The organism is Nonomuraea sp. 10N515B (genome assembly GCF_052245915.1).
In the GTDB taxonomy this organism is placed as follows: domain Bacteria; phylum Actinomycetota; class Actinomycetes; order Streptosporangiales; family Streptosporangiaceae; genus Nonomuraea.
In genome coordinates this window covers 91,301-109,687 of sequence record NZ_JBQQBQ010000008.1, presented here as the reverse complement: position 1 = coordinate 109,687, position 18,387 = coordinate 91,301, and the positions used below count along the sequence as shown (strand labels likewise).

Sequence of the window (18,387 nt, the reverse complement as noted above, 5' to 3'; positions counted from 1 at the left end):
CGCCTGCGTGTTCCCCTCCGGCCTGGTCTCTGGGAGCGCTCCCAATATGCCACCAAAGGGCGGCTATCACCAAGATCGACTGAAAGTTTCACCGCGCGTTGTCGAAGGCACGCGCGGCGTGATTCAATCGCGCTGGCCGGGCGGGCTGGGTCGTGGGGCAGGTTTCCTCTGTCGTCAGCACAAGGGAATCCCCATGAAATTATTCAAGTCGGCGGGGATCACCGCCGCACTGGTTCTGATCACTTCTTTCCTGATGGTGCCCACGCAGGCACAGGCGCACGGCGTCTCGATGTTCCCCGGCGCTCGCACGTTCCTGTGCTGGCAGGACGGCCTGCGCGACAACGGCCAGATCATCCCCTACAACCCGGCCTGCGCGTCTGCTGTCCAGCAGAGCGGCACGACCCCCCTGTACAACTGGTTCGCGGTGCTGCGCTCCGACGGCGCGGGCCGGACCAACGGATTCATCCCCGACGGGCAGCTCTGCAGCGGCGGCACCGGCGGGCCCTACGACTTCACGGCCTACAACGCGGTCCGCTCCGACTGGCCGCTGACCCACTTGACCTCGGGCGCCACCATCCAGATGCGGCACAGCAACTGGGCCAGGCACCCCGGCGCGTTCAACTACTACATCACCAAGAACGGGTGGAACCCGGACGCACCGCTGAAGTGGTCTGACCTGGAGCCGTTCGGCAGCGTCACCAACCCGCCCGAGAGCGGCGGTGCCGGCGGTCTCAACTACTACTACTGGAACGCCCAGCTCCCGTCCGGCAAGTCCGGCCGGCACATCATCTTCACCCACTGGATCCGCTCGGACAGCAACGAGAACTTCTACAGCTGCTCCGACGTCACCTTCGACGGCGGCAACGGCGAGGTCACCGGGGTCGGCCCCAACGGCCAGTCGCCCGGCCCCAGCCCGACGGTGACTCCGACGACCCCCACGGGCGCCTGCACGGCGACGTGGAAGGCCACCGACACCGGCTGGGCCGGCCACTTCCAGGGTGAGGTGACCGTGCGCAACAACGGCACGAGCTCGCTGAACGGCTGGACGGTCAAGTGGACCTACGGCGGCGGGCAGGGCTTCGAAGGCAGCCCGTGGAACGGCGTGCTGACCGGGCAACCGCCCAACGTGACGGTCACGAACGCCAACTACAACGGCCAGCTGGCGCCGAACGGCACGACCACGTTCGGGTTCAACGCCACTGGCTCCGTCCCCAACCCCGCACCCACCTTGACCTGCACCAGCCCGTGATCAAAACGCGTCGCGGGCTAGTCGCGGCAATCGTCACCCTGGCCAGCCTGACCCTGGCCGGGGTGATGTTTTTTGCCGCCAGGCAGCCGTCGTCACAGTTGAAGGAAGAGCTCGCCGCGCAGGTGACCAAGATTCTCGAGGAGTCCTCGCCCGACGAGCACCACGCCCACGGGCACGCCTTCGAATCACGCGTCGTGTGCGCCGTGGAACCGTTCGGCACCGAGCCCGCGGACGCCCGATCCCTCGTGGAGGTGACGTGGGTGTACGCCCGTCACATCTGCGCGATCACCGGCGAGAGCCCCGACTGGGCCGCCTCCGTGCGGGCCGGGGGCCCGATCGCCGTGAAGATCAGCATCCCGCCCCAGATACGCGTGCCCGAACCTGGCGCGGGTTATCCGGACCGCGTCAAGAACCTCATCCCCGAGCGCTATCACACACAGGCGTTCCAGGAGGAGTTCGACGACGACGCGGCCATCGAGGCCGCCCGCCAGCGGTTCTCGCAGGCCAAATAGCCCCGTTCCCGTTCCGCCACGCCCGCCGCCGCACTTCGATGCCGCCCCTTGGGCAAGAGGACGACGGCGGGCGAGCGGGGACATGCGGAATCGAGGCCCGCAGGGGCGGACACAAACGGACGCGGCCGACTGGAGGAATCGGCCGCGTCCGTCCCATCCGGGCGGGGATGGTGTTCATTGGGCAGGGATATGGAGTTGTGGCCTCACCTCCTCATACGCAGCCGACGGCTGGGGTGTTCAGTTGGCGCAGGCGTAGCCGGACGGCAGGGCCGTGTTGCCGTTCGGGCGGCCGGTCTGGAACCCGAAGCCGGTGCTCGCGTTGGGGGCGAGCGTGCCGTTGTAGGTCAGGTTCTTGGCCGTCACGGTCTGGCCGCTCACCGTCAGCGCCGCGTTCCAGTAGCCGATGATCGTGTGCCCGGCGGGCAGCGTGAACGTCACCGTCCAGCTGTTCTTGGTCGAGGAGCTGGTGTTGGTCACGGTCACCCCGGACACGTAGCCAGTGCTCCACTGGCTCTGCGCGCTGCCGGTGGCCGTGCAGCCGCCACCCGCGAGCGTGGTGAAGGACACGCTCGGCGACGGGTTCGACTGGTTGCCCGCCGCGTCCCTGGCCCGCACGTACACCTGGTACGCGGTGGCCGGGGACAGCCCGGTCAGCGTGATCGAGTTCGTGGCCGTGGCGCCGAGGTGTGTGCCGGTCGAGGTGTAGACGTCGTAGCCGGTCACGCCCACGTTGTCGGTGGAGGCGGTCCAGGTCAGCGAGGCGCCGGAGGCGGTGACGTTCGACGCCGACGGGGCGCCCGGCGTGCTCGGCGGGGTCGGGTCGGTGGTGCCGCCGCCGTAGATCGAGGCCTCCTTGGAGGTGGCGGCGATGCCGTTGGCGCCGTTGAACAGCCGCTGGCCCCAGGAGGTGAGCCGGGTGACGTCGAAGTTCGTCACCTGGTCGAGATACTCGACGCCGCCGCTGTTGCCGCTCCACGACCAGCCCAGGTAGCCGATGCCGCGGCTCACGGCCTGCGCCATGATCGTGTCCTCGTCCGGGTCGCCGTCGGAGTGGTTGAACCCGAACTCCCCGATCACCAGCGGCAGCCCGGCGGTCTTGAACGCGTCCAGGTACGCGGTGATCTCCGCGGCCGTGTCGTAGACGCCGTACATGTGGACGGAGAAGATCGTGTTCTTGTCGGGGTCGCTGTCGAAGACCGACCGCGCGTTGTCGCGCATCGTGCCCTGCCAGTCCTGGCCCCAGTTGGGCGCGTCCACCATGAGTGCGTGGTCGAAGCCGTTGTCACGCAGCTCCTGGATGGCGGCCTTGGTGCGGTCGGCCCAGCCGGGGGTGACCGCGTTGTTGCCGATCGGCTCGTTGCCGATGTTGACGATGATGTAGTCCTCCTGGCCGACCAGGGCGGACTTGACGCTGAGCCAGTAGTCGACGGCCTGGTCCAGGGTGTAGGCGCCGCTCTGCTCGCCGTACCCGGTGGTGTCGTGGTTCTCCAGGACGCAGATGAGCTTGTTCTGCTTGCACAGCTGGACGACGTTGGCCACGTCGGCGGCGTTGTTGGCGGTCCAGCGGCCGCCGCTGAGCACGACGCGAACGGTGTTGGCCTTCAGTGACTTGATGTCGGCGAACGCCTTGGTCTGACCGGCGTACCAGGTGTGCGCGTGGCTGGTGCCGCGCATGACGAACTCCTGGCCGTTGCCTTCCAGGATCTTCGTGCCGCTGACGTGGATGCCGGTGGCCGCGTTCGCGGCCGTCGCCGGCGCGACCACGAGGGCCGCCGCGACGGCCAGCGCGGTGAACAGTGACTTCATGCCGGACTTCATGAGGGAGGCCTTTCCCTGAGCCGTGGAACCGCCCCCGGCGCAAGGCGCGACGGGGGCGGGGTCCGCGTTCAGGCGGGGGTGCAGGTGATCGGGTCGGGGGTGGTGGCGGTGCCGCCGGCGATGAAGCCGAACGTGGCGGTGGCGTTGGGGGCGAGCGTGCCGTTCCAGGCCTCGTTCTTGACCGAGACGCTGGAGCCGGTCTGGGTGTGCTTGCCGCCCCACAGCTGGATGATCTGGTTCTGGGACGTCCAGGCGACCGTCCAGCCGTTGATCGCCGAGGTGCTCGTGTTCTTCACGGTCACCTCGGCCTGGTAGCCGCCGCCCCAGGAGCTCGTCACCTTGAACGCCGCCGTGCAGCCGCCCGGAGGCGGTGGCTCGTCCGTGGTGGTGAACGGCGTGCCGTCCGACGGCGCCGAGGTGTTGCCTGCCGCGTCCCGCGCCACCACGGAGGCGGTGTAGGACGTGGCAGGGGTGAGCCCGCTCAGGTCGAAGGAGGCGCTCGTGGCCGTGCCTACCTTGGTGGACCCCAGGTAGACGTCATAACCCGTCACGCCCACGTTGTCCGTGGAGGCCGTCCAGCTGAGCTTCGCGGTGGAGCCCGTGATCCCGGAGACCGCGGGCTTGCCCGGCTTGCTGGGCGGGGTGTCGTCCTCTTCCTCCGGACCCGGGGGCTCACCCCAGATCTTGGTGGCGCCGCTGTAGAGGGTGATGTTCTGGGTCCGCGCCGGCGTCGCGCCGGGCGTCGTGGGGATGTTGCGGTACGACCAGTCGTTGGCCGGGTCCCACGTGCCCGCGCTGCTGATCCTGAACTGCACCTCCCTGCGGTGTTGCGACTGCCCGGCCGGGGCGATGGTTTGCCCAGAGCAGTCGATGTTGACGTAGTACGTGCTGCCGCCCGCCGAGTGCAGGGTTGGCGCCTTGCACTGCGTGTACGCCGAGGACACGCTGATCTGCGAAGCCGTCGTCGTGCCGTCGAGCGTGAAGTAGTAGCGGAACGAGCCGTCGTTCAGCACCCTGGCCGGCCAGGCCGACTGGTTGCGGACGATGGCCTTGATCTCGGTGAAGTTGCTCCCCGAGGCGTTCACGCCCGCCTCGACGAAGGTCTCCGGACCGTCCGGGGTCTCCTCGACCGGGAAGTTCGCCGCCGGGGCGCCGCCGTACTCCTTGTAGAGCCTGGCCACCGCGCTGGTGAAGCCGGCGTTGTAGTCGGTGGCGACCTCGTTCATGACGTAGTCGTCACGCTTGTCGGTGTAGGCGTCGTTCGGGTCGGGCGGGCCGCCGACGAGCGCGCCGTACAGCGTGTGACGGGTCTGCTCGGGGTTGGTGATCTGGTCGGTCCACGAACCGTGGGCCGTGCGGTGATGCGGGTTCTTCGGCGGGTTGGCGCCGAAGCCGATCAGGTAGGAGGAGTTGCGCGGGTTGTCGCCGAGCGCGTAGTTGATCTGCCGTACCGCGAAGTCGTGGTAGCGGGCCTTGCGCGTGGCGTCGGTGATCGCGTCGCTGTGCACGAGCGCCGCGAACGAGGTGTTGGCCGCGTAGCGCAGCGAGCCCCACCGGTCGAGCACGGCCTGGCCGCCCGGCGAATACTTGACCTGCGAGCCGTTGACGCCGACCGTCCACCAGTCGAGCCAGCGGTTGGCGTCGTCCAGATACTGCTGCTTGCCGGTCAGCTTGTGCAGCAGCACGTACGCGCCGTACGACTTGTCGTCCCAGGCGATCGTCCACTTGTACGACTTCGTCGTGGACTGTGGCTCGGTGCCGAGGTTGGCGTAGCCGCTCTCGGCCTTGGCCAGGTAGGAGGCGTCGTTCGTGGCCCGGTAGAGCCAGATCGCGCCCCACACCAGCTCGTCGTTGAAGCCGCTCCAGGAGTTGTAGTAGCCCTGCGCGTCGGTGATGCAGTCGCTGTACTTCTTCCTGACGGTGTCGGCGAAGGAGTACAGCTGCTTGGCGTGCGTCACCAGCGTGTCGGCATAGGTCGGGTTCGTCGGACGGAAGACGATCGACGAGGCCGCCATCGCCGCCGCCGTCTCCCCCGCCAGGTCCGACCCGCCACAGGACGCGTCGATCTTGTACGCCGGCCGGTTCATCTGCATCGCCTCGGCCGGGCCCCACCAAGCGTGGTCCGTACCGCCGTTGCCGACCTGCCCGTAGAGCACGTTGGCCGACGGGTGGGCCTTGATGAAGTAGTCGTTGACGAACTTGAGGTTGTTGAGCAGGTGGGTGAGCTGGCCGGAGCTCGCGTAGGCGTCGCGGTACTCCACCGCGCCCCAGGCCAGCATGGTGGCGGAGAACGCCATCGGGAAGCCGAACTTGACGTGGTCACCGGCGTCGTACCAGCCGCCCGTGAGGTCCACGCCGACGTCCTTGCCGTCGTTCATGCCCGAGTCGCCGCGCCAGGAGACGCGGTTCCAGTCGGGCAGCGCGCCCGACTGCTGGGCCTCGTAGAACCACAGCGACTTCTGCAGCGCCTCGCCGTAGGCGAAGGCAGGTGCGGCGTGGGCCGCCGGCCCCACCCCTGTCACCAGGGGTAGGACCAGCGACGCCGCAGCGATCAGAGCTGCCTTTCTCACGGGAAGAGCCGCCCGTACTCGGCGAGGGCGACGGCCACGTCGACCTGCGCCCAGAACCGGTGGTAGTTGAAGGTGGGAGCCGGGCCGGTGCCCTTCAGGAAGGCGTCGACCTTCGGCCAGTCGGGGTCGTTCTTGTAGAAGGACCGGATCGAGATGAACGTGGAGTTGGAGTTGATGGCGTCACCGTTCGGCATCTCGCCGCTCCAGCCCGACGGCACGTACACCGGGTCGTCGATGCGGCCGTAGTCGGTCTTGGTCTCCGGCACCGACACGCCCTTGGCGTCGCGGTTCTTCCAGACGCCGTCGAGCAGCGCCTTGGCGGTGTCCCGCGCCTCGGCGTGGTTCGCCCTGGCCGCGTAGTACATCAGGGCCTTGGCGTAGGAGCCGGCGACGCCCACGTCCTGGGTGTGGTCCACGACGGTCACGTGCAGGCCGGGGTTGGCCGGCGGCATGCCGGAGGTGGCGTTGAAGTCACCGGCGGGCTGGCCGGTCCACCGCAGCGTGGAGGGCATCTGGTAGGTGCCGTCCGCGTTGATCGTGGTGTTGTCCAACGCCCAGGTCACCCACTTGTCGAGGATGGCCTTGGCGTCGGCGTTGCCGGTGACGTTGTAGAGCTCGGCCACCCGCTCCATCGTCCACGCCTGGAAGCCGAACCACTGGTTCGACGGCGGGTCGTGGTAGACGGGCTGCCAGTCGTAGGCCATGCCGTGGAACTTCGGCAGGCCGCTCGGCGGGGCGCTGTAGTTGCCGTTCCAGCTGTTGGTCGCGCCACCGGCGATGGCGCCCTCATTGGACTGCAGCCACTTGTAGAACTGCAGCTGGCGGGTCAGGCTGGTGCTCCAGTCGGTCGCGCCGGTCGTGCTCTTGGGCTTGAGCTCGGTCACGTTCGACAGGGCCCAGGCCGCGAACGGGTTCTGGTAACCGGAGTGGTTGTGGCTGGAGCCGATGCGCCAGGCCCATCCGGCGCTGGAGTCGGTCGCCCCACCCCAGGCGTAGTACCAGTTGAGCAGGTAGGCGGCGGAGTCCTTGCCGGTGCCGACCGCGCACGAGGGGCTGGTGCAGCCGGGCTTCTTGAAGTACTTGTCGTACATCGCGTAGCGCAGGTAGTCGCCCATCTTGGCGGCCTTGGCCACGGTCGCGGAGATCTCCGAGCCCTTGTTCTGCGCCTTGGCCCAGGTGTTCGCCCAGTACGCCACCTGCACCGCGCGCGCGTCGGCGTCGGGAGCGTTGGTGTACTTCCACTGCTTGGCGTAGGAGCCGTCCTTGATGAACAGGTCCAGGTAGCCGTTGGTCCCGCCGTGGGCGAAGGTGTCGCAGGACGGCTGCGGAATCGTCTCGAAGACCGACTCCTCCGGGCCGCGCTGGTAGGTGTTGATGTAGGCGGGCTTGGTCGTGCCGTCGCCGCAGCGGCCGAAGCCGTAGGTGTTGTCGACGTCCAGCAGCCAGTGCATGCCGTAGATGTCGCGGGTGCCGTACGCGCTCTGCAGCTCGCTCGCGATCGGGTCTGCGCCCACGGGGACGCTGGAGTCGATCGGCGACGGGTAGTTGCTGATCGCGTTGTGCTCGGCCGCGTAGGTGGCCGGCTTCGAGGCGTTGTAGAAGGAGTTCGTCGGCTGGTCGGCGGTGGCCGGGATGATGTACTTCTCCATCGAGGCCCACGCGGTGTTGAACTTCGACCAGTCGCCGGTGACCTGCCCGTACGTCGCCTCCAGCCACAGGTAGTAGCTGTAGGCCTCGGACGTGGTCTCGTGCCCGTGGTCCGGCGCCTCGACCATGAAGGTCTCGACCGAGTGGTACGGCACGCCCTCGGGCGAGAAGTAGCCGTTTGCCGGGTCGTGGAGCTCGTTGTAGAGCTCGACGAAGCGCTTGACGTACTCGTTGTCGCCGCCCAGGTCGTCGTCCGCTTCGCTGGCGGTGACGTCGATCGGGTCGTAGCCCGGGGCACTGAACCTGATCACGGCCGAGCCACTGGTCGTGTCGCTGTCGTTGGCCGCGTTCAGCGGGACGCTCTGCGCGGTGTTCCAGTTGGACGGCGTGAAGGTCCTGGTGGCGGGGGCGGGGACGGTGATGTCGGCGTCGCCGCTGGCCCGCGCGACGGAGACGGTCACGTTCGCCGAGGGCGCCTGTGACAGCTTCACCGTGACGCTCGCGCTTCCCGCCTCCGGCACGGAGATCGTCGTCGGGCTCACCACGAGGGCGGGGCCCGTGTCCGCGGAGACCGTGATGCCGACCGGATCCGAGGTCTTGGTCGCGCCTCCGTTGTCGGTGGCCTTGGCGGTGATCGAGTAGCTGCCGGCCGCGACGTTCGTCCAGTTGTAGCTGTACGGCGCCGAGGTGTCAGTGCCCAGCAGCGTGGAGCCCTGGTAGAAGTCGACCTTCGAGACCGTGCCGTCGGAGTCGGCCGCGTTGGCGGCGATCGGCACGGTGGCCGGCGCGGTGAACGTCTGTCCGGCGGTCGGTGAGGTCAGCGACACGGTGGGCGCGACGTTGTTGCCGCTCCCGCCGCAGGTGACGCCGTTGACGCTGAACGTCTCCGGGTTCGGGTTGGTGCCCGTCCACGTGCCGTTGAAGCCGACGGACACGGAGGCGCCGGTGCCGAGGCTGCCGTTGTAGGGCATGTTCGTGCCGGTCACGCGGGTTCCGGACTGGGTCCAGTTCGCACCCCAGCCGCTCGGCGTGTACTTCTGGCCGGTGGTCGGGAAGTCGAAGGCCAGCGACCACGAGGTGATCGGGTCGCCGGTGTTCTTCAACGTGATGTTCGCGGTGAAACCGCCCTGACCAGGGCTGCTCGTCCACGAGTTGGCAGAGTAGGTCACGTCGCACGACACGGCGGCCTGGGCGGGTGCGGCCGCCACGGCCGAGGTCGCGCCCGCGACGAGGACGAGGGTCGTGGCCACGGCGAGCCGTCTCGTCACGCGCGATAAGAACGCGGGAGGTCTGTACTTCACGGGATCTCCATGGGAGTAGGGGAGTGGGAGCGCTCCCAAACGGGATTGTGGGGGCCGTCCGGCGTATGTCAACGAAATGGCATTGCGGTAACCGCCGTATTTCCTCTCACCAGGCTGCCGGGGATGAAAGTTTCATCGGCGTTCCGGGGTATTCAACGAGCATGCGGGGCGTTGGACACCTCCGCGAAAGCCGGCCTCTGTACAGCGCCTCGCGTCCGGCTCACCATGGGAGCGCTCCCAGCCATCTAACAGCGCACTGGAGATGATCGCTCGTGAGACTCCAACGCGGCCTTCGCAAATGGGCCGTGACCATGACCGCCGCGAGTGTCGCGGCCTTAGGACTCGTCGTCGGCCAGAGCACGGCCGCGAACGCCGCGGTCGCCTGCGACGTGACCTACTCTGCCAACTCGTGGACGAGCAGCCCTGGTCAGGGCGGTTTCACCGCGAACATCACGTTGAAGAACACCGGCGACCCCATTACGTCATGGTCGCTGGCCTTTGACTACCCGACTACCGGCCAGAAGTACACGCCGAGCGGCTGGGGTGCGAACTGGACCCAGTCCGGAACCCGCGTGACCGGCACGAACATGCCCTACAACGGCAGCCTCGGCACCGGCGCCTCCGTGTCCGTCGGCTTCAACGGCACGTGGACGGGCACCAACCCGAACCCGGAGACGTTCAGCGTCAACGGCGTCACCTGCGGCGGCACCCAGACGACCCCGTCGGTGGTGTTGTCGGCCAGCTCCGTCGCGGTCAACGAGGGCGGCACCGCGACGTTCACCGCCAGGCTCTCCTCCGCCCCGGCCGCGAACGTGACCGTCTCCACCGCGCGTACCAGCGGTGACACGGACCTGACCGTCAGCTCCGGCGGGTCGCTGACCTTCTCGCCGTCCAACTGGAACACCCCGCAGACGGTCACCCTGGCCGCCGCGCAGGACTCCGACACGACCGCGGGCACGGCGGCCTTCAGCGTCGGCGGCAACGGCGTCACCGGCGCCACGGTCAACGCCACCGAGGTGGACGACGACTCCGTCCAGGAGCAGTCGATCATCGTGACGCCGACCGCGGTGACCGTGCCCGAGGGCTCGACCGCCACGTACACGGTGAAGCTGGCCACCCAGCCCTCCTCGAACGTGACCGTCACCTCGGCGGCCGGCACCGGCGACACCAACATCACCATCTCCTCCGGCGCCAGCCTCACGTTCAGCCCCACGACGTGGAACACCGCGCAGACGGTGACCCTGGCCGCCGCGCAGGACACCGACACCACCAACGGCAGCCGGCCCATCACGGTCTCCTCCACCGGGCTGACCTCGCAGACTGTCACCGCCACCGAGGCCGATGACGACGGCGTCACCAACCCGACCCACGTCGAGAACCCGTACGCCGGCGCCACCGGCTACGTGAACCCGAACTGGTCCGCCAAGGCGGCCGCCGAGCCGGGCGGCTCCGCCGTGGCCAACACCTCCACGGCCGTGTGGATGGACCGCATCGCCGCCATCGCCGGCAACTCCTCGGCCATGGGCCTGCGCGCCCACCTGGACGAGGCGGTCAGGCAGGACGCCGCCAACGGCTCCGCGCCGCTGACGATCCAGGTCGTCGTCTACGACCTGCCCAACCGCGACTGCTCGGCGCTGGCCTCCAACGGCGAGCTGCTCATCGCTCAGGACGGGTTCAACCGCTACAAGACCGAATACATCGACCCGATCGCGGCCATCTTCCGCGACTCCAAGTACGCCAACCTGCGCATCGTCGCGATCATCGAGCCCGACTCGCTGCCGAACCTGGTCACCAACCTCAACAACTTCGAGAAGTGCCGCGAGGCCAACGGCCCCGGCGGCTACGTCGACGGCGTCCGGTACGCGCTGAACCAGCTCGAGCCCATCACCAACGTCTACTCCTACATCGACGCCGCTCACCACGCGTGGCTCGGCTGGGACTCGAACTTCCAGCCGGCCGTCGACCTCTTCTACAACACCGTCGCCGGCACCACCGCAGGCGTGGACAGCGTGGACGGCTTCATCGTCAACACCGCCAACTACTCCATCACCACCGAGCCACACTTCACCATCAACACCACGGTGAACGGACAATCGGTCCGGCAGTCCAACTGGGTCGACTGGAACTACTACATCGACGAGCGGACCTTCGCGACGGAACTGCGTAACAGGCTGATCGCCAAGGGCTTCCGTTCCGGGCTCGGCATGCTGATCGACACCTCGCGCAACGGCTGGGGCGGCAGCGCCCGCCCGACCGCGCCGAGCACCGCGACAGAGGTCAACCCGTTCGTCGACCAGTCTCGCGCCGACCGCCGTATCCACGCCGGCAACTGGTGCAACCAGAACGGCGCGGGCCTGGGGGCGCGGCCCACCGCCAGCCCCGCCGCCGGCTTCGACGCCTACGTCTGGATCAAGCCTCCGGGCGAGTCCGACGGCGCCAGCAGGGACATCCCGAACGACGAGGGCAAGAAGTTCGACCGGATGTGCGACCCGACCTACACCGGCAACAACCTCAACAAGAACAACATGTCAGGCGCGCTGCCCGACGCGCCGTTGTCCGGACAGTGGTTCTCCGCGCAGTTCCGCCAGCTGCTGGCGAACGCCTACCCGCCGGTCAACTGAGGACCTGGCCGGGCTGAGGAGCCCCGAGCCTCCTCAGCCCGGCCGGAGGGGCCTGCCTGACCCAGGTCCCTCACCAACCGGAGGGGCCCGCCTGACCCGGGTCCCTCGGCTTCCTGAAGGGGCCGGGTCGCATCGACCCGGCCCCTTCTCGTCAGTGTGCCCGGCGCCACTCCGACACGATCTGCTCAACGTTGAAGGGCACCAGGTTGAGCGGCGGCCCCGACAACCCCGTCCTGATCGCCTCGCGAATCTTGTGATTGACGTCCTCGATGATCTGCCGCGCCTCGGTCTCCGACCGCGCCCCGCGCGCCTCGGCCAGTGCTTGCTCGGCCTCCTTGCGCAGCGCCAGCGTCGGCGGCAGCGGCATCGTGAGCCCTTCGCTCTCCACCTTCTGCTTGATCCACCACATGTCGTCGTGCGGCCGGTCCAGCCCCGGCAGGGGCTTGCCCGCCCCCGGCAGATCGTCGAACTCACCGCGCTCCATCGCCTCGCGGATCTGCCGGTCGACCCAGGTCTCGAACGGTACGCCGGGCGGCTTGCGCTCTGTCACATCAACTCCCACGTCAGGCCAGGTTGTGACTCGGTGCGAGCGGGCGGCGCCAGCCGAGCACGGCCTCGGTCATGCGTACGGAGTCCACGGCTGCGGGCACGTCGTGGACGCGCAGGATGCGGGCACCCTTGACGATGGAGACGACGTTGACGGCGATCGTGCCGTCCTTCCGCTCCCCCTGGGGACGGTCGAGCGTCTCCCCGATGAAGTCCTTGTTGGACAGCGCCACCAGCGTCGGGTAACCGATCGAGGTGATCTCCTCCAGCCGGCGCGTCAGCTCCAGGGAATGAAAGGTGTTCTTGTTGAGGTCGTGCCCGGGATCGATGATGATCTTTTCGGGGGCGATGCCCGCTTTGAGCGCGAACGCGACCCGCTCGCGCAGGAAGTCCGCCACCTCCGCGACCACGTCGGCGTAGCTCGGCCGGAACACCCGCCGCCCCGGGCCGCCGAGGCTGTGGGTGACCACCACGCTCACGCCGGCCGCCGCGGCGACCTCGGCGATGCCGGGCTCGCGCAGGCCGTTGGTGTCGTTGATGACGTCGGCGCCGGCCTCGATGGCCGCCTGCGCCACCTCGGGGCGGTGGGTGTCCACCGAGATCACGGCGTCCGTCACGGCTCTGACCTCGGCGATCACCGGGGCGACGCGCTCGATCTCCTCCGCCGTGCCGATCTGCGCCTGAGCGGCGCTGAAGGCGAACCCGCCGATGTCCACCCAGTCGGCCCCATCGTCCACGGCCTTCTTCGCGGCCGCCACGGCGCCGTCCAGCGCGTAGGTACGGCCCTGGTCGTGAAAGGAGTTGGGGGTCCGGTTGACGATGGCCATGATGGCGACCTGGCGCTCGAAATCGAACTCCCGCCGCCCGATGCGCCGGACCGGAGAGATGATCCAGGGGGAAAGCTGCTCGCCGCTCACGCTGCGAGCCTACCTGGCGCAAGAGCAGGTCAGTCAGGCAGTGAAGCGGCCCGGCGGGTGGCCGCCGACGGAGACCCTGATCCGCCTCATGCGCTGGCGCATGCTGAAGTCGCGCCCCCGCGGCAGCTGCATGGTGAGCCGGACCGTGGTGCCGCGCGGACCGGTGTGGAAGTCCGCCGTGTCGCACAACCGGCGGATGAGATAGATCCCTCTCCCCGTATAGCTGCGCTCGGACGGCCGGAACTGACCGTCCACGTAGCCGTCGGGGATGCCCGACCCTCGATCGATCGTCTCCGAGCGGATGACGCCGTTCACCGTCCACAACTTGAAGTACCCGTGCCCGCCCGCATGCTCGACGGCGTTGACGACGCTCTCGTGCACGGCCAGGACGAAGTCATCCAGCCTCGGCCCGTTCAGCCCGCACTTCTCGGCGAGCTCGGCCACCGCACGGCGCAGCTTCGTGACGTCCTGGAGCGTGAAGGGCAGGGTCAATAGGGTGCGCATGGCAGGCTCCTCCAACCTGGCCTGAGTCCGCGCAGAACCCGAGGACGCGGCGCCCCCGGAACGAGAATCGAAGTGCAGGACCTGATTAAAGGCGGCCCGTGAAGAGGAGTCCATGGCGTCCCTTCCGCGTCATTCCGACACCAGGCCACGCCTCTGGACCTCGAATGGTCCACCCCTTCCCAAGGAAAGTGGCATTACACTCGGCTACCTTTTTACCGGTAAATTTTTTGCTGCTGTTCCTACGGGCGTCCGCCGATGCCCGTGGCGAGCTCCTTGAGCCGGTCGACCGGGCCCGCGTCCGGCGCGAGCGGGGCGGTGTCCATGCCCGCCCCGTCGTGCAGGCCGTCGATCAGCTCCCGCACGGCCTCGAACGACGAGCGCGCCGGCGTCCAGCCCAGCACGTCCCTGGCACGTTCCACGTTCATGACCGGGAGCCGCAGGGCCATGTCGAGCAGGCCCGGCGCGGCGGGCAGCAGCCTCATGTGCCACCCTGCGGCCACGGCCGCCCTGGCCAGGCCCCGCGGCACCGGCACCGTACGGGTGTCGAGCAGCTTCGCCAGGTCGTGCGGGTACAGCACGGGCTCGGCGGCGATGTTGAACGCGCCCTTCACCGGCCGCGTGACGGCCAGCCGGTAGGCCTCGGCGACGTCCCCGGCATGCACCACCTGCAGCCGCAGCCCGGGAATGTCCGGCACGAACGGGATGCGCCCCGGCCGGACCAGCCGCCGCGGCACGAACGGCCCGGCGAACAGTCTGCGTTGCTCGGTCGCGGCCACCCGCTGGAAGACGAACCCCGGCCGCATCCGCACCACCCGGATCCCGGGGTGATCATGTTCGAAGACGTCGAGCACCCGCTCCACGTACGCCTTCTCCCGTCCGTACGCGGCGCCCGGCCAGCCGTGCGTGGGCCAGCTCTCGTCCACCGGACGGTCCTTGGGCCCCGGCGAGTACGCCCCCACGGACGAGGCGTGGACCAGCGCGGACACCCCCGCCTCCGCCGCGGCGCGGAAGACCCGCATGCTGCCGAGCACGTTCGCCCGCCAGGTCGTCGCCGGATCCCTGGTCGGCTGGAACAACCACGCCAGGTGCACCACGACGTCCGCACCGTCGAAGATCCGCGTCAGGTCGGCGGAGACCACGTCGGCCTGCCGCCAGTCGGTGCGGTCGACCCGCCACCCGGGCATCCGGCGCGCGACGCCCACGATCGAGGTCACGTTAACGTCCCCGGCCAGCGCACGTACCACACTGGTGCCGACGTTCCCGGTAGCACCAACCACAACGACTCTCATGCCGCCACGCTGCCCGCTCTCCAGCCCCCGAAACACCTATGACCTGGGCCTTACGGCTGGAGCAGAATCTTTATGGCCCCGTCTGCCTTCTTCTGGAACATCTCATACGCGCGCGGCGCCTGCTCGAGCGGCATCCGGTGCGTGGTCAGGTCCATCACGCCGAGCGGGTCGGCCTCGTCGGTGACCAGCGGCATCAGCCGGCTGATCCACCGCCTGACGTGGGCCTGGCCCATGCGCAACGTGATGCCCTTGTCGAACATGCGCAACATCGGCAGCGGATCCGTCATGCCGCCGTAGACGCCGACGACGGAGATCACGCCGCCCCGGCGGACGGAGTCGATGGCCTGGTTGAGCGCCGCCAGGCGGTCGACGCCCGCGTTGGACATCAGCGGGGCGGCCACCGCGTCGGGCAGCAGGCCGGTGAGCGTCTGGGCGAGCTTGGCGGCAGGCGAGCCATGGGCCTCCATGCCGACCGCGTCGATGACGGAGTCCGTGCCGCGTCCCGACGTCCGGTAGCGGATCTCCTCGGGCACGTTGTGCACCTCGCTGGCGTCGACGATCTCGATGCCGTGGCGGCGCGCCATCGCCAGGCGGGCCATGACGCCGTCCACGCCGATCACGCGGTGGCCGAGGTGGTGGGCGATGCGGGCGCTCATCTGGCCGATGGGACCCAAGCCGAAGACGGTGACGCTGCCGCCTTCGGGGATGTCGGCGTACTCGACGGCCTGCCAGGCGGTCGGCAGGACGTCCGACAGGTAGACGAAGCGCTCGTCCGGCGGTCCCTCCGGCACCTTGATCGGGCCGAACTGGGCCTCCGGCACCCGCAGGTATTCGGCCTGGCCGCCGGGCACACGCCCGTACAGCCTGGTGTAGCCGAACAGGGCGGCGCCGGTGCCCTGCTCGCGTACCTGGGTGGTCTCGCACTGCGCGTACAGCTCCATCCCGCACATGTGGCAGTGGCCGCAGGAGATGTTGAACGGGATGACCACGCGGTCGCCGGGCTTGATGGTGGAGATCGACGGGCCGACCTCCTCGACGATCCCCATGGGTTCGTGGCCCAGGATGTCACCCTCGGCCATGAAGGGTCCCAGCACCTCGTACAGGTGCAGGTCGGAGCCACAGATCCCGGTGCTGGTCACCCTGATGACCGCGTCGTTGGACTCCTTGATCGCCGGATCGGGCACGTCCTCGACCCGGACGTCGCGCTTGCCGTGCCAGGTGACTGCCTTCATGACTGATCGCATACCCCCACGTCAGACCTCAAACGGGCGCGCTCACCCCATGGCCTCCTCAGCCGTTGGAACAGCTGTTGCCATCGAAACCCAAGTAACCAAAGACGCTTTACACGCTTCGTATTCAGTGAGTAACTACTGGTAGTGACCGATTGACCGAAGGAGCCGTGCTCATGCCGGTGAGCTTCACTCAGCACTCCCTTGGTTCACGCATTGATCAGCATCTGAGCGGTTTTCTCGAAACCTGGCGCGTGATCGTGTCCGATCCCGACGTCGAGGCGGCCTATGGGGTGCTGAACGGCTTCGTGCTCGGCGGCGGCAAGCGCGTCCGCCCTCAGCTGTGCTACTGGGGCTGGCGCGGCGCCGGCGGCGACGACTGCGAGGAGATCATCAGGGCCGCCGCGGCACTGGAGCTGTGTCACGCGGGCCTGCTCATCCACGACGACATCATGGACGGCAGCGAGCTGCGGCGCGGCCGGGCGACCGTGCACAAGAGCCTGGCCGGGCTGCACAAGGGGCCGGGCGCGGAGTCGTTCGGCCAGGCGGGCGGCATCCTGCTCGGCACGCTGAGCCTGGCCTGGTCCGACGCCATGTTGTCGTCGTGCGGGATAGATCCACCGCGGTTGCGGGCCGCCCACCACCTCTTCGACGCCATGCGCACCGAAGTGATCAGCGGCCAATATCTCGACATGCTCGCCCAGCTCCGCGCGGGCGCGAGCGTGGACGAGGCGCTGACGGTGATCCGCTTCAAGACCGCCAAATACACCGTGGAGCGGCCGCTGCAGATCGGCGGCGCACTGGCCGGCGCCTCCCCCGAGTTGCTGGACTCCTACTCCCGGTTCGGCGTGCCGCTGGGCGAGGCCTTCCAACTGCGCGACGACGTGCTGGGCACGTTCGGCTTGTCGTCGCAGACCGGCAAGTCGGCGCTCGACGACCTGCGCGAGGGCAAGCACACGGTGCTGATCGCCCATGCCCTGCGGCGGGCCTCGCGGGTGCAGCGCGACCACCTCAAGCGCTGGCACGGCGATCCTGAGCTGACCGAGGAGCGGGCCGCGGAGCTGCGCCGGATCCTGCTCGACACCGGAGCGGTCGCGGTGGTCGAGGAAATGATCGAACAACGGGTGCGCGAGGCCATGACGGCCCTGGTCGTGGCGCCGATCAAGCCGGAGGCCGCGAGTGCGCTGGCCGTGCTGGCCGACCGGCTCGCGCACCGCATCAAGTAAGGGGATTCCCAGATGGGCCGGGTACTTCTCGCGGCGCCGCGCGGCTTCTGCGCGGGCGTCGAACGCGCGATCGTCACGGTCGAGGAGGCGCTGCGGCGTTTCGGACCGCCCGTTTACGTGCGTAAGCAAATCGTTCACAACACCTACGTGGTCGGCGAGCTCAGCACCCGCGGCGCGGTCTTCGTCGAGGAGCTCGTCGAGGTCCCCGACGGCGCGCTGGTGATCTTCTCCGCTCACGGCGTCTCGCCGGCGGTCAAGGAGGAGGCGCGGCGACGCGGGCTGCGCACGATCGACGCGGCCTGCCCGCTGGTCACCAAGGTCCACATGGAGGCCGCGCGCCTGGCGAAGGCGGGCTACGAGATCGTGCTCATCGGTCACGCCGAGCACGAGGAGGTCGAGGGCACGCTCGGTGAGGCCCCCGGCCACATCCACGTGGTGGACCCGGCCCGCCCCGGCGAGGTGACGGTGAGCGGCTCCGGGCCGGTGAGCTGGCTGTCGCAGACCACGCTCGCCGTGGACGAGACCATGCGGGCCGTCGCCGATTTGCGCGGGCGCTTCCCGCACCTGGCCGACCCGCCCAGCGACGACATCTGCTACGCCAGCCAGAACCGGCAGGAGGCAGTCACCAGGATCGCGCCGGAGTGCGAGCTGGTCATCGTGGTCGGCTCGGCCAACTCCTCCAACTCCCAGCGGCTGGTGGAGGTCGCACTGGGGGCCGGCGCGGACGCCGCCTACCTGGTCGACCGGGCCGCCGACGCGGACCAGGGGTGGCTGCGCGGCGTGCACACCGTGGGCGTGAGCTGCGGTGCCTCCGCCCCCGAATGGCTGGTCGAGGAGTTACTCGGCTGGCTGGCGGCGCGCGGCTACGCCGACGTGGAGCAGGTCGCCCTGACCGAAGAGACCTTGACGTTCTCCCTCCCTCCTGAACTCCGATCCACTCGCAACCCCGGCTAGGCCC

13 protein-coding genes are annotated in these 18,387 nt (G+C 68.8%); 5 read left to right on the top strand and 8 right to left on the bottom strand.

The features are described from left to right. Positions 1 to 193 precede the first annotated feature (193 nt). Entirely contained in the window at positions 194 to 1,249 is a 1,056-nt protein-coding gene (locus ACTWQA_RS14055; RefSeq protein WP_443159660.1) for a lytic polysaccharide monooxygenase, read from the top strand. Then, positions 1,246 to 1,761, top strand: a complete 516-nt coding sequence (locus tag ACTWQA_RS14050) for a hypothetical protein (RefSeq protein ID WP_443159659.1) — start codon at positions 1,246 to 1,248, stop codon at positions 1,759 to 1,761. Before ACTWQA_RS14055 ends, ACTWQA_RS14050 begins: the two co-directional genes overlap by 4 nt. Before the next feature lie 237 nt (positions 1,762 to 1,998). On the opposite strand, the gene ACTWQA_RS14045 is transcribed toward ACTWQA_RS14050, so the two are convergent. From ACTWQA_RS14045 to ACTWQA_RS14035, 3 genes are all read right to left on the bottom strand, one after another. Further along, complete coding sequence (locus ACTWQA_RS14045; RefSeq protein WP_443159658.1) at positions 1,999 to 3,567, bottom strand: cellulase family glycosylhydrolase; 1,569 nt, start codon at positions 3,565 to 3,567, stop codon at positions 1,999 to 2,001. Between the two features lie 80 nt (positions 3,568 to 3,647). Next, positions 3,648 to 6,203 carry a glycoside hydrolase family 9 protein gene (locus ACTWQA_RS14040; protein WP_443159867.1) on the bottom strand — a complete coding sequence of 852 codons (2,556 nt, stop codon included), beginning with the start codon at positions 6,201 to 6,203 and terminating at the stop codon, positions 3,648 to 3,650. After that, positions 6,146 to 9,097 (bottom strand): glycoside hydrolase family 48 protein, encoded by a 2,952-nt coding sequence (locus ACTWQA_RS14035; protein ID WP_443159657.1) that lies wholly within the window; start codon positions 9,095 to 9,097, stop codon positions 6,146 to 6,148. Before ACTWQA_RS14035 ends, ACTWQA_RS14040 begins: the two co-directional genes overlap by 58 nt. Positions 9,098 to 9,408: 311 nt before the next feature. On the opposite strand from ACTWQA_RS14035, the gene ACTWQA_RS14030 reads away from it, so the two are divergent. Then, on the top strand, positions 9,409 to 11,718 hold the full coding sequence (locus ACTWQA_RS14030; protein WP_443159656.1) for a glycoside hydrolase family 6 protein: 2,310 nt from the start codon (positions 9,409 to 9,411) through the stop codon (positions 11,716 to 11,718). A gap of 151 nt (positions 11,719 to 11,869) precedes the next feature. On the opposite strand, the gene ACTWQA_RS14025 is transcribed toward ACTWQA_RS14030, so the two are convergent. The 5 genes from ACTWQA_RS14025 to ACTWQA_RS14005 all read right to left on the bottom strand — a co-directional run bounded on the left by ACTWQA_RS14025 (position 11,870) and on the right by ACTWQA_RS14005 (position 16,206). Then, the gene (locus tag ACTWQA_RS14025) at positions 11,870 to 12,268 is read right to left on the bottom strand and encodes a DnaJ family domain-containing protein (RefSeq protein WP_327587398.1); all 399 of its coding nucleotides are present in this window, start codon (positions 12,266 to 12,268) and stop codon (positions 11,870 to 11,872) included. 13 nt (positions 12,269 to 12,281) lie between these two features. Beyond that, on the bottom strand, positions 12,282 to 13,181 hold the full coding sequence (gene folP, locus ACTWQA_RS14020; RefSeq protein ID WP_443159655.1) for a dihydropteroate synthase: 900 nt from the start codon (positions 13,179 to 13,181) through the stop codon (positions 12,282 to 12,284). A gap of 33 nt (positions 13,182 to 13,214) precedes the next feature. Then, positions 13,215 to 13,685 carry an ATP-binding protein gene (locus ACTWQA_RS14015; protein WP_443159654.1) on the bottom strand — a complete coding sequence of 157 codons (471 nt, stop codon included), beginning with the start codon at positions 13,683 to 13,685 and terminating at the stop codon, positions 13,215 to 13,217. Between the two features lie 239 nt (positions 13,686 to 13,924). Next, the gene (locus ACTWQA_RS14010) at positions 13,925 to 14,974 is read right to left on the bottom strand and encodes an NAD-dependent epimerase/dehydratase family protein (RefSeq protein WP_443159653.1); all 1,050 of its coding nucleotides are present in this window, start codon (positions 14,972 to 14,974) and stop codon (positions 13,925 to 13,927) included. Between the two features lie 50 nt (positions 14,975 to 15,024). Beyond that, complete coding sequence (locus ACTWQA_RS14005; protein ID WP_443159652.1) at positions 15,025 to 16,206, bottom strand: zinc-dependent alcohol dehydrogenase; 1,182 nt, start codon at positions 16,204 to 16,206, stop codon at positions 15,025 to 15,027. Positions 16,207 to 16,457: 251 nt separating this feature from the next. Between ACTWQA_RS14005 and ACTWQA_RS14000 the strand changes: the two genes are divergently transcribed. Together ACTWQA_RS14000 and ACTWQA_RS13995 are read left to right on the top strand one after the other, a co-directional pair. Further along, complete coding sequence (locus ACTWQA_RS14000; RefSeq protein WP_443159651.1) at positions 16,458 to 17,429, top strand: polyprenyl synthetase family protein; 972 nt, start codon at positions 16,458 to 16,460, stop codon at positions 17,427 to 17,429. Between the two features lie 12 nt (positions 17,430 to 17,441). Then, the gene (locus tag ACTWQA_RS13995; protein WP_443159650.1) at positions 17,442 to 18,383 is read left to right on the top strand and encodes a 4-hydroxy-3-methylbut-2-enyl diphosphate reductase; all 942 of its coding nucleotides are present in this window, start codon (positions 17,442 to 17,444) and stop codon (positions 18,381 to 18,383) included. The last annotated feature ends 4 nt before the right edge of the window (positions 18,384 to 18,387 follow it).

Coding starts and splice junctions, on each gene's coding strand:
- ACTWQA_RS14045 (WP_443159658.1), bottom strand. CDS start 3,567: ATGAAGTCACTGTTCACCGCGCTGGCCGTCGCGGCGGCCCTCGTGGTC.
- ACTWQA_RS14015 (WP_443159654.1), bottom strand. CDS start 13,685: ATGCGCACCCTATTGACCCTGCCCTTCACGCTCCAGGACGTCACGAAG.
- ACTWQA_RS13995 (WP_443159650.1), top strand. CDS start 17,442: ATGGGCCGGGTACTTCTCGCGGCGCCGCGCGGCTTCTGCGCGGGCGTC.
- ACTWQA_RS14030 (WP_443159656.1), top strand. CDS start 9,409: ATGACCGCCGCGAGTGTCGCGGCCTTAGGACTCGTCGTCGGCCAGAGC.
- ACTWQA_RS14010 (WP_443159653.1), bottom strand. CDS start 14,974: ATGAGAGTCGTTGTGGTTGGTGCTACCGGGAACGTCGGCACCAGTGTG.
- ACTWQA_RS14005 (WP_443159652.1), bottom strand. CDS start 16,206: ATGAAGGCAGTCACCTGGCACGGCAAGCGCGACGTCCGGGTCGAGGAC.
- ACTWQA_RS14055 (WP_443159660.1), top strand. CDS start 194: ATGAAATTATTCAAGTCGGCGGGGATCACCGCCGCACTGGTTCTGATC.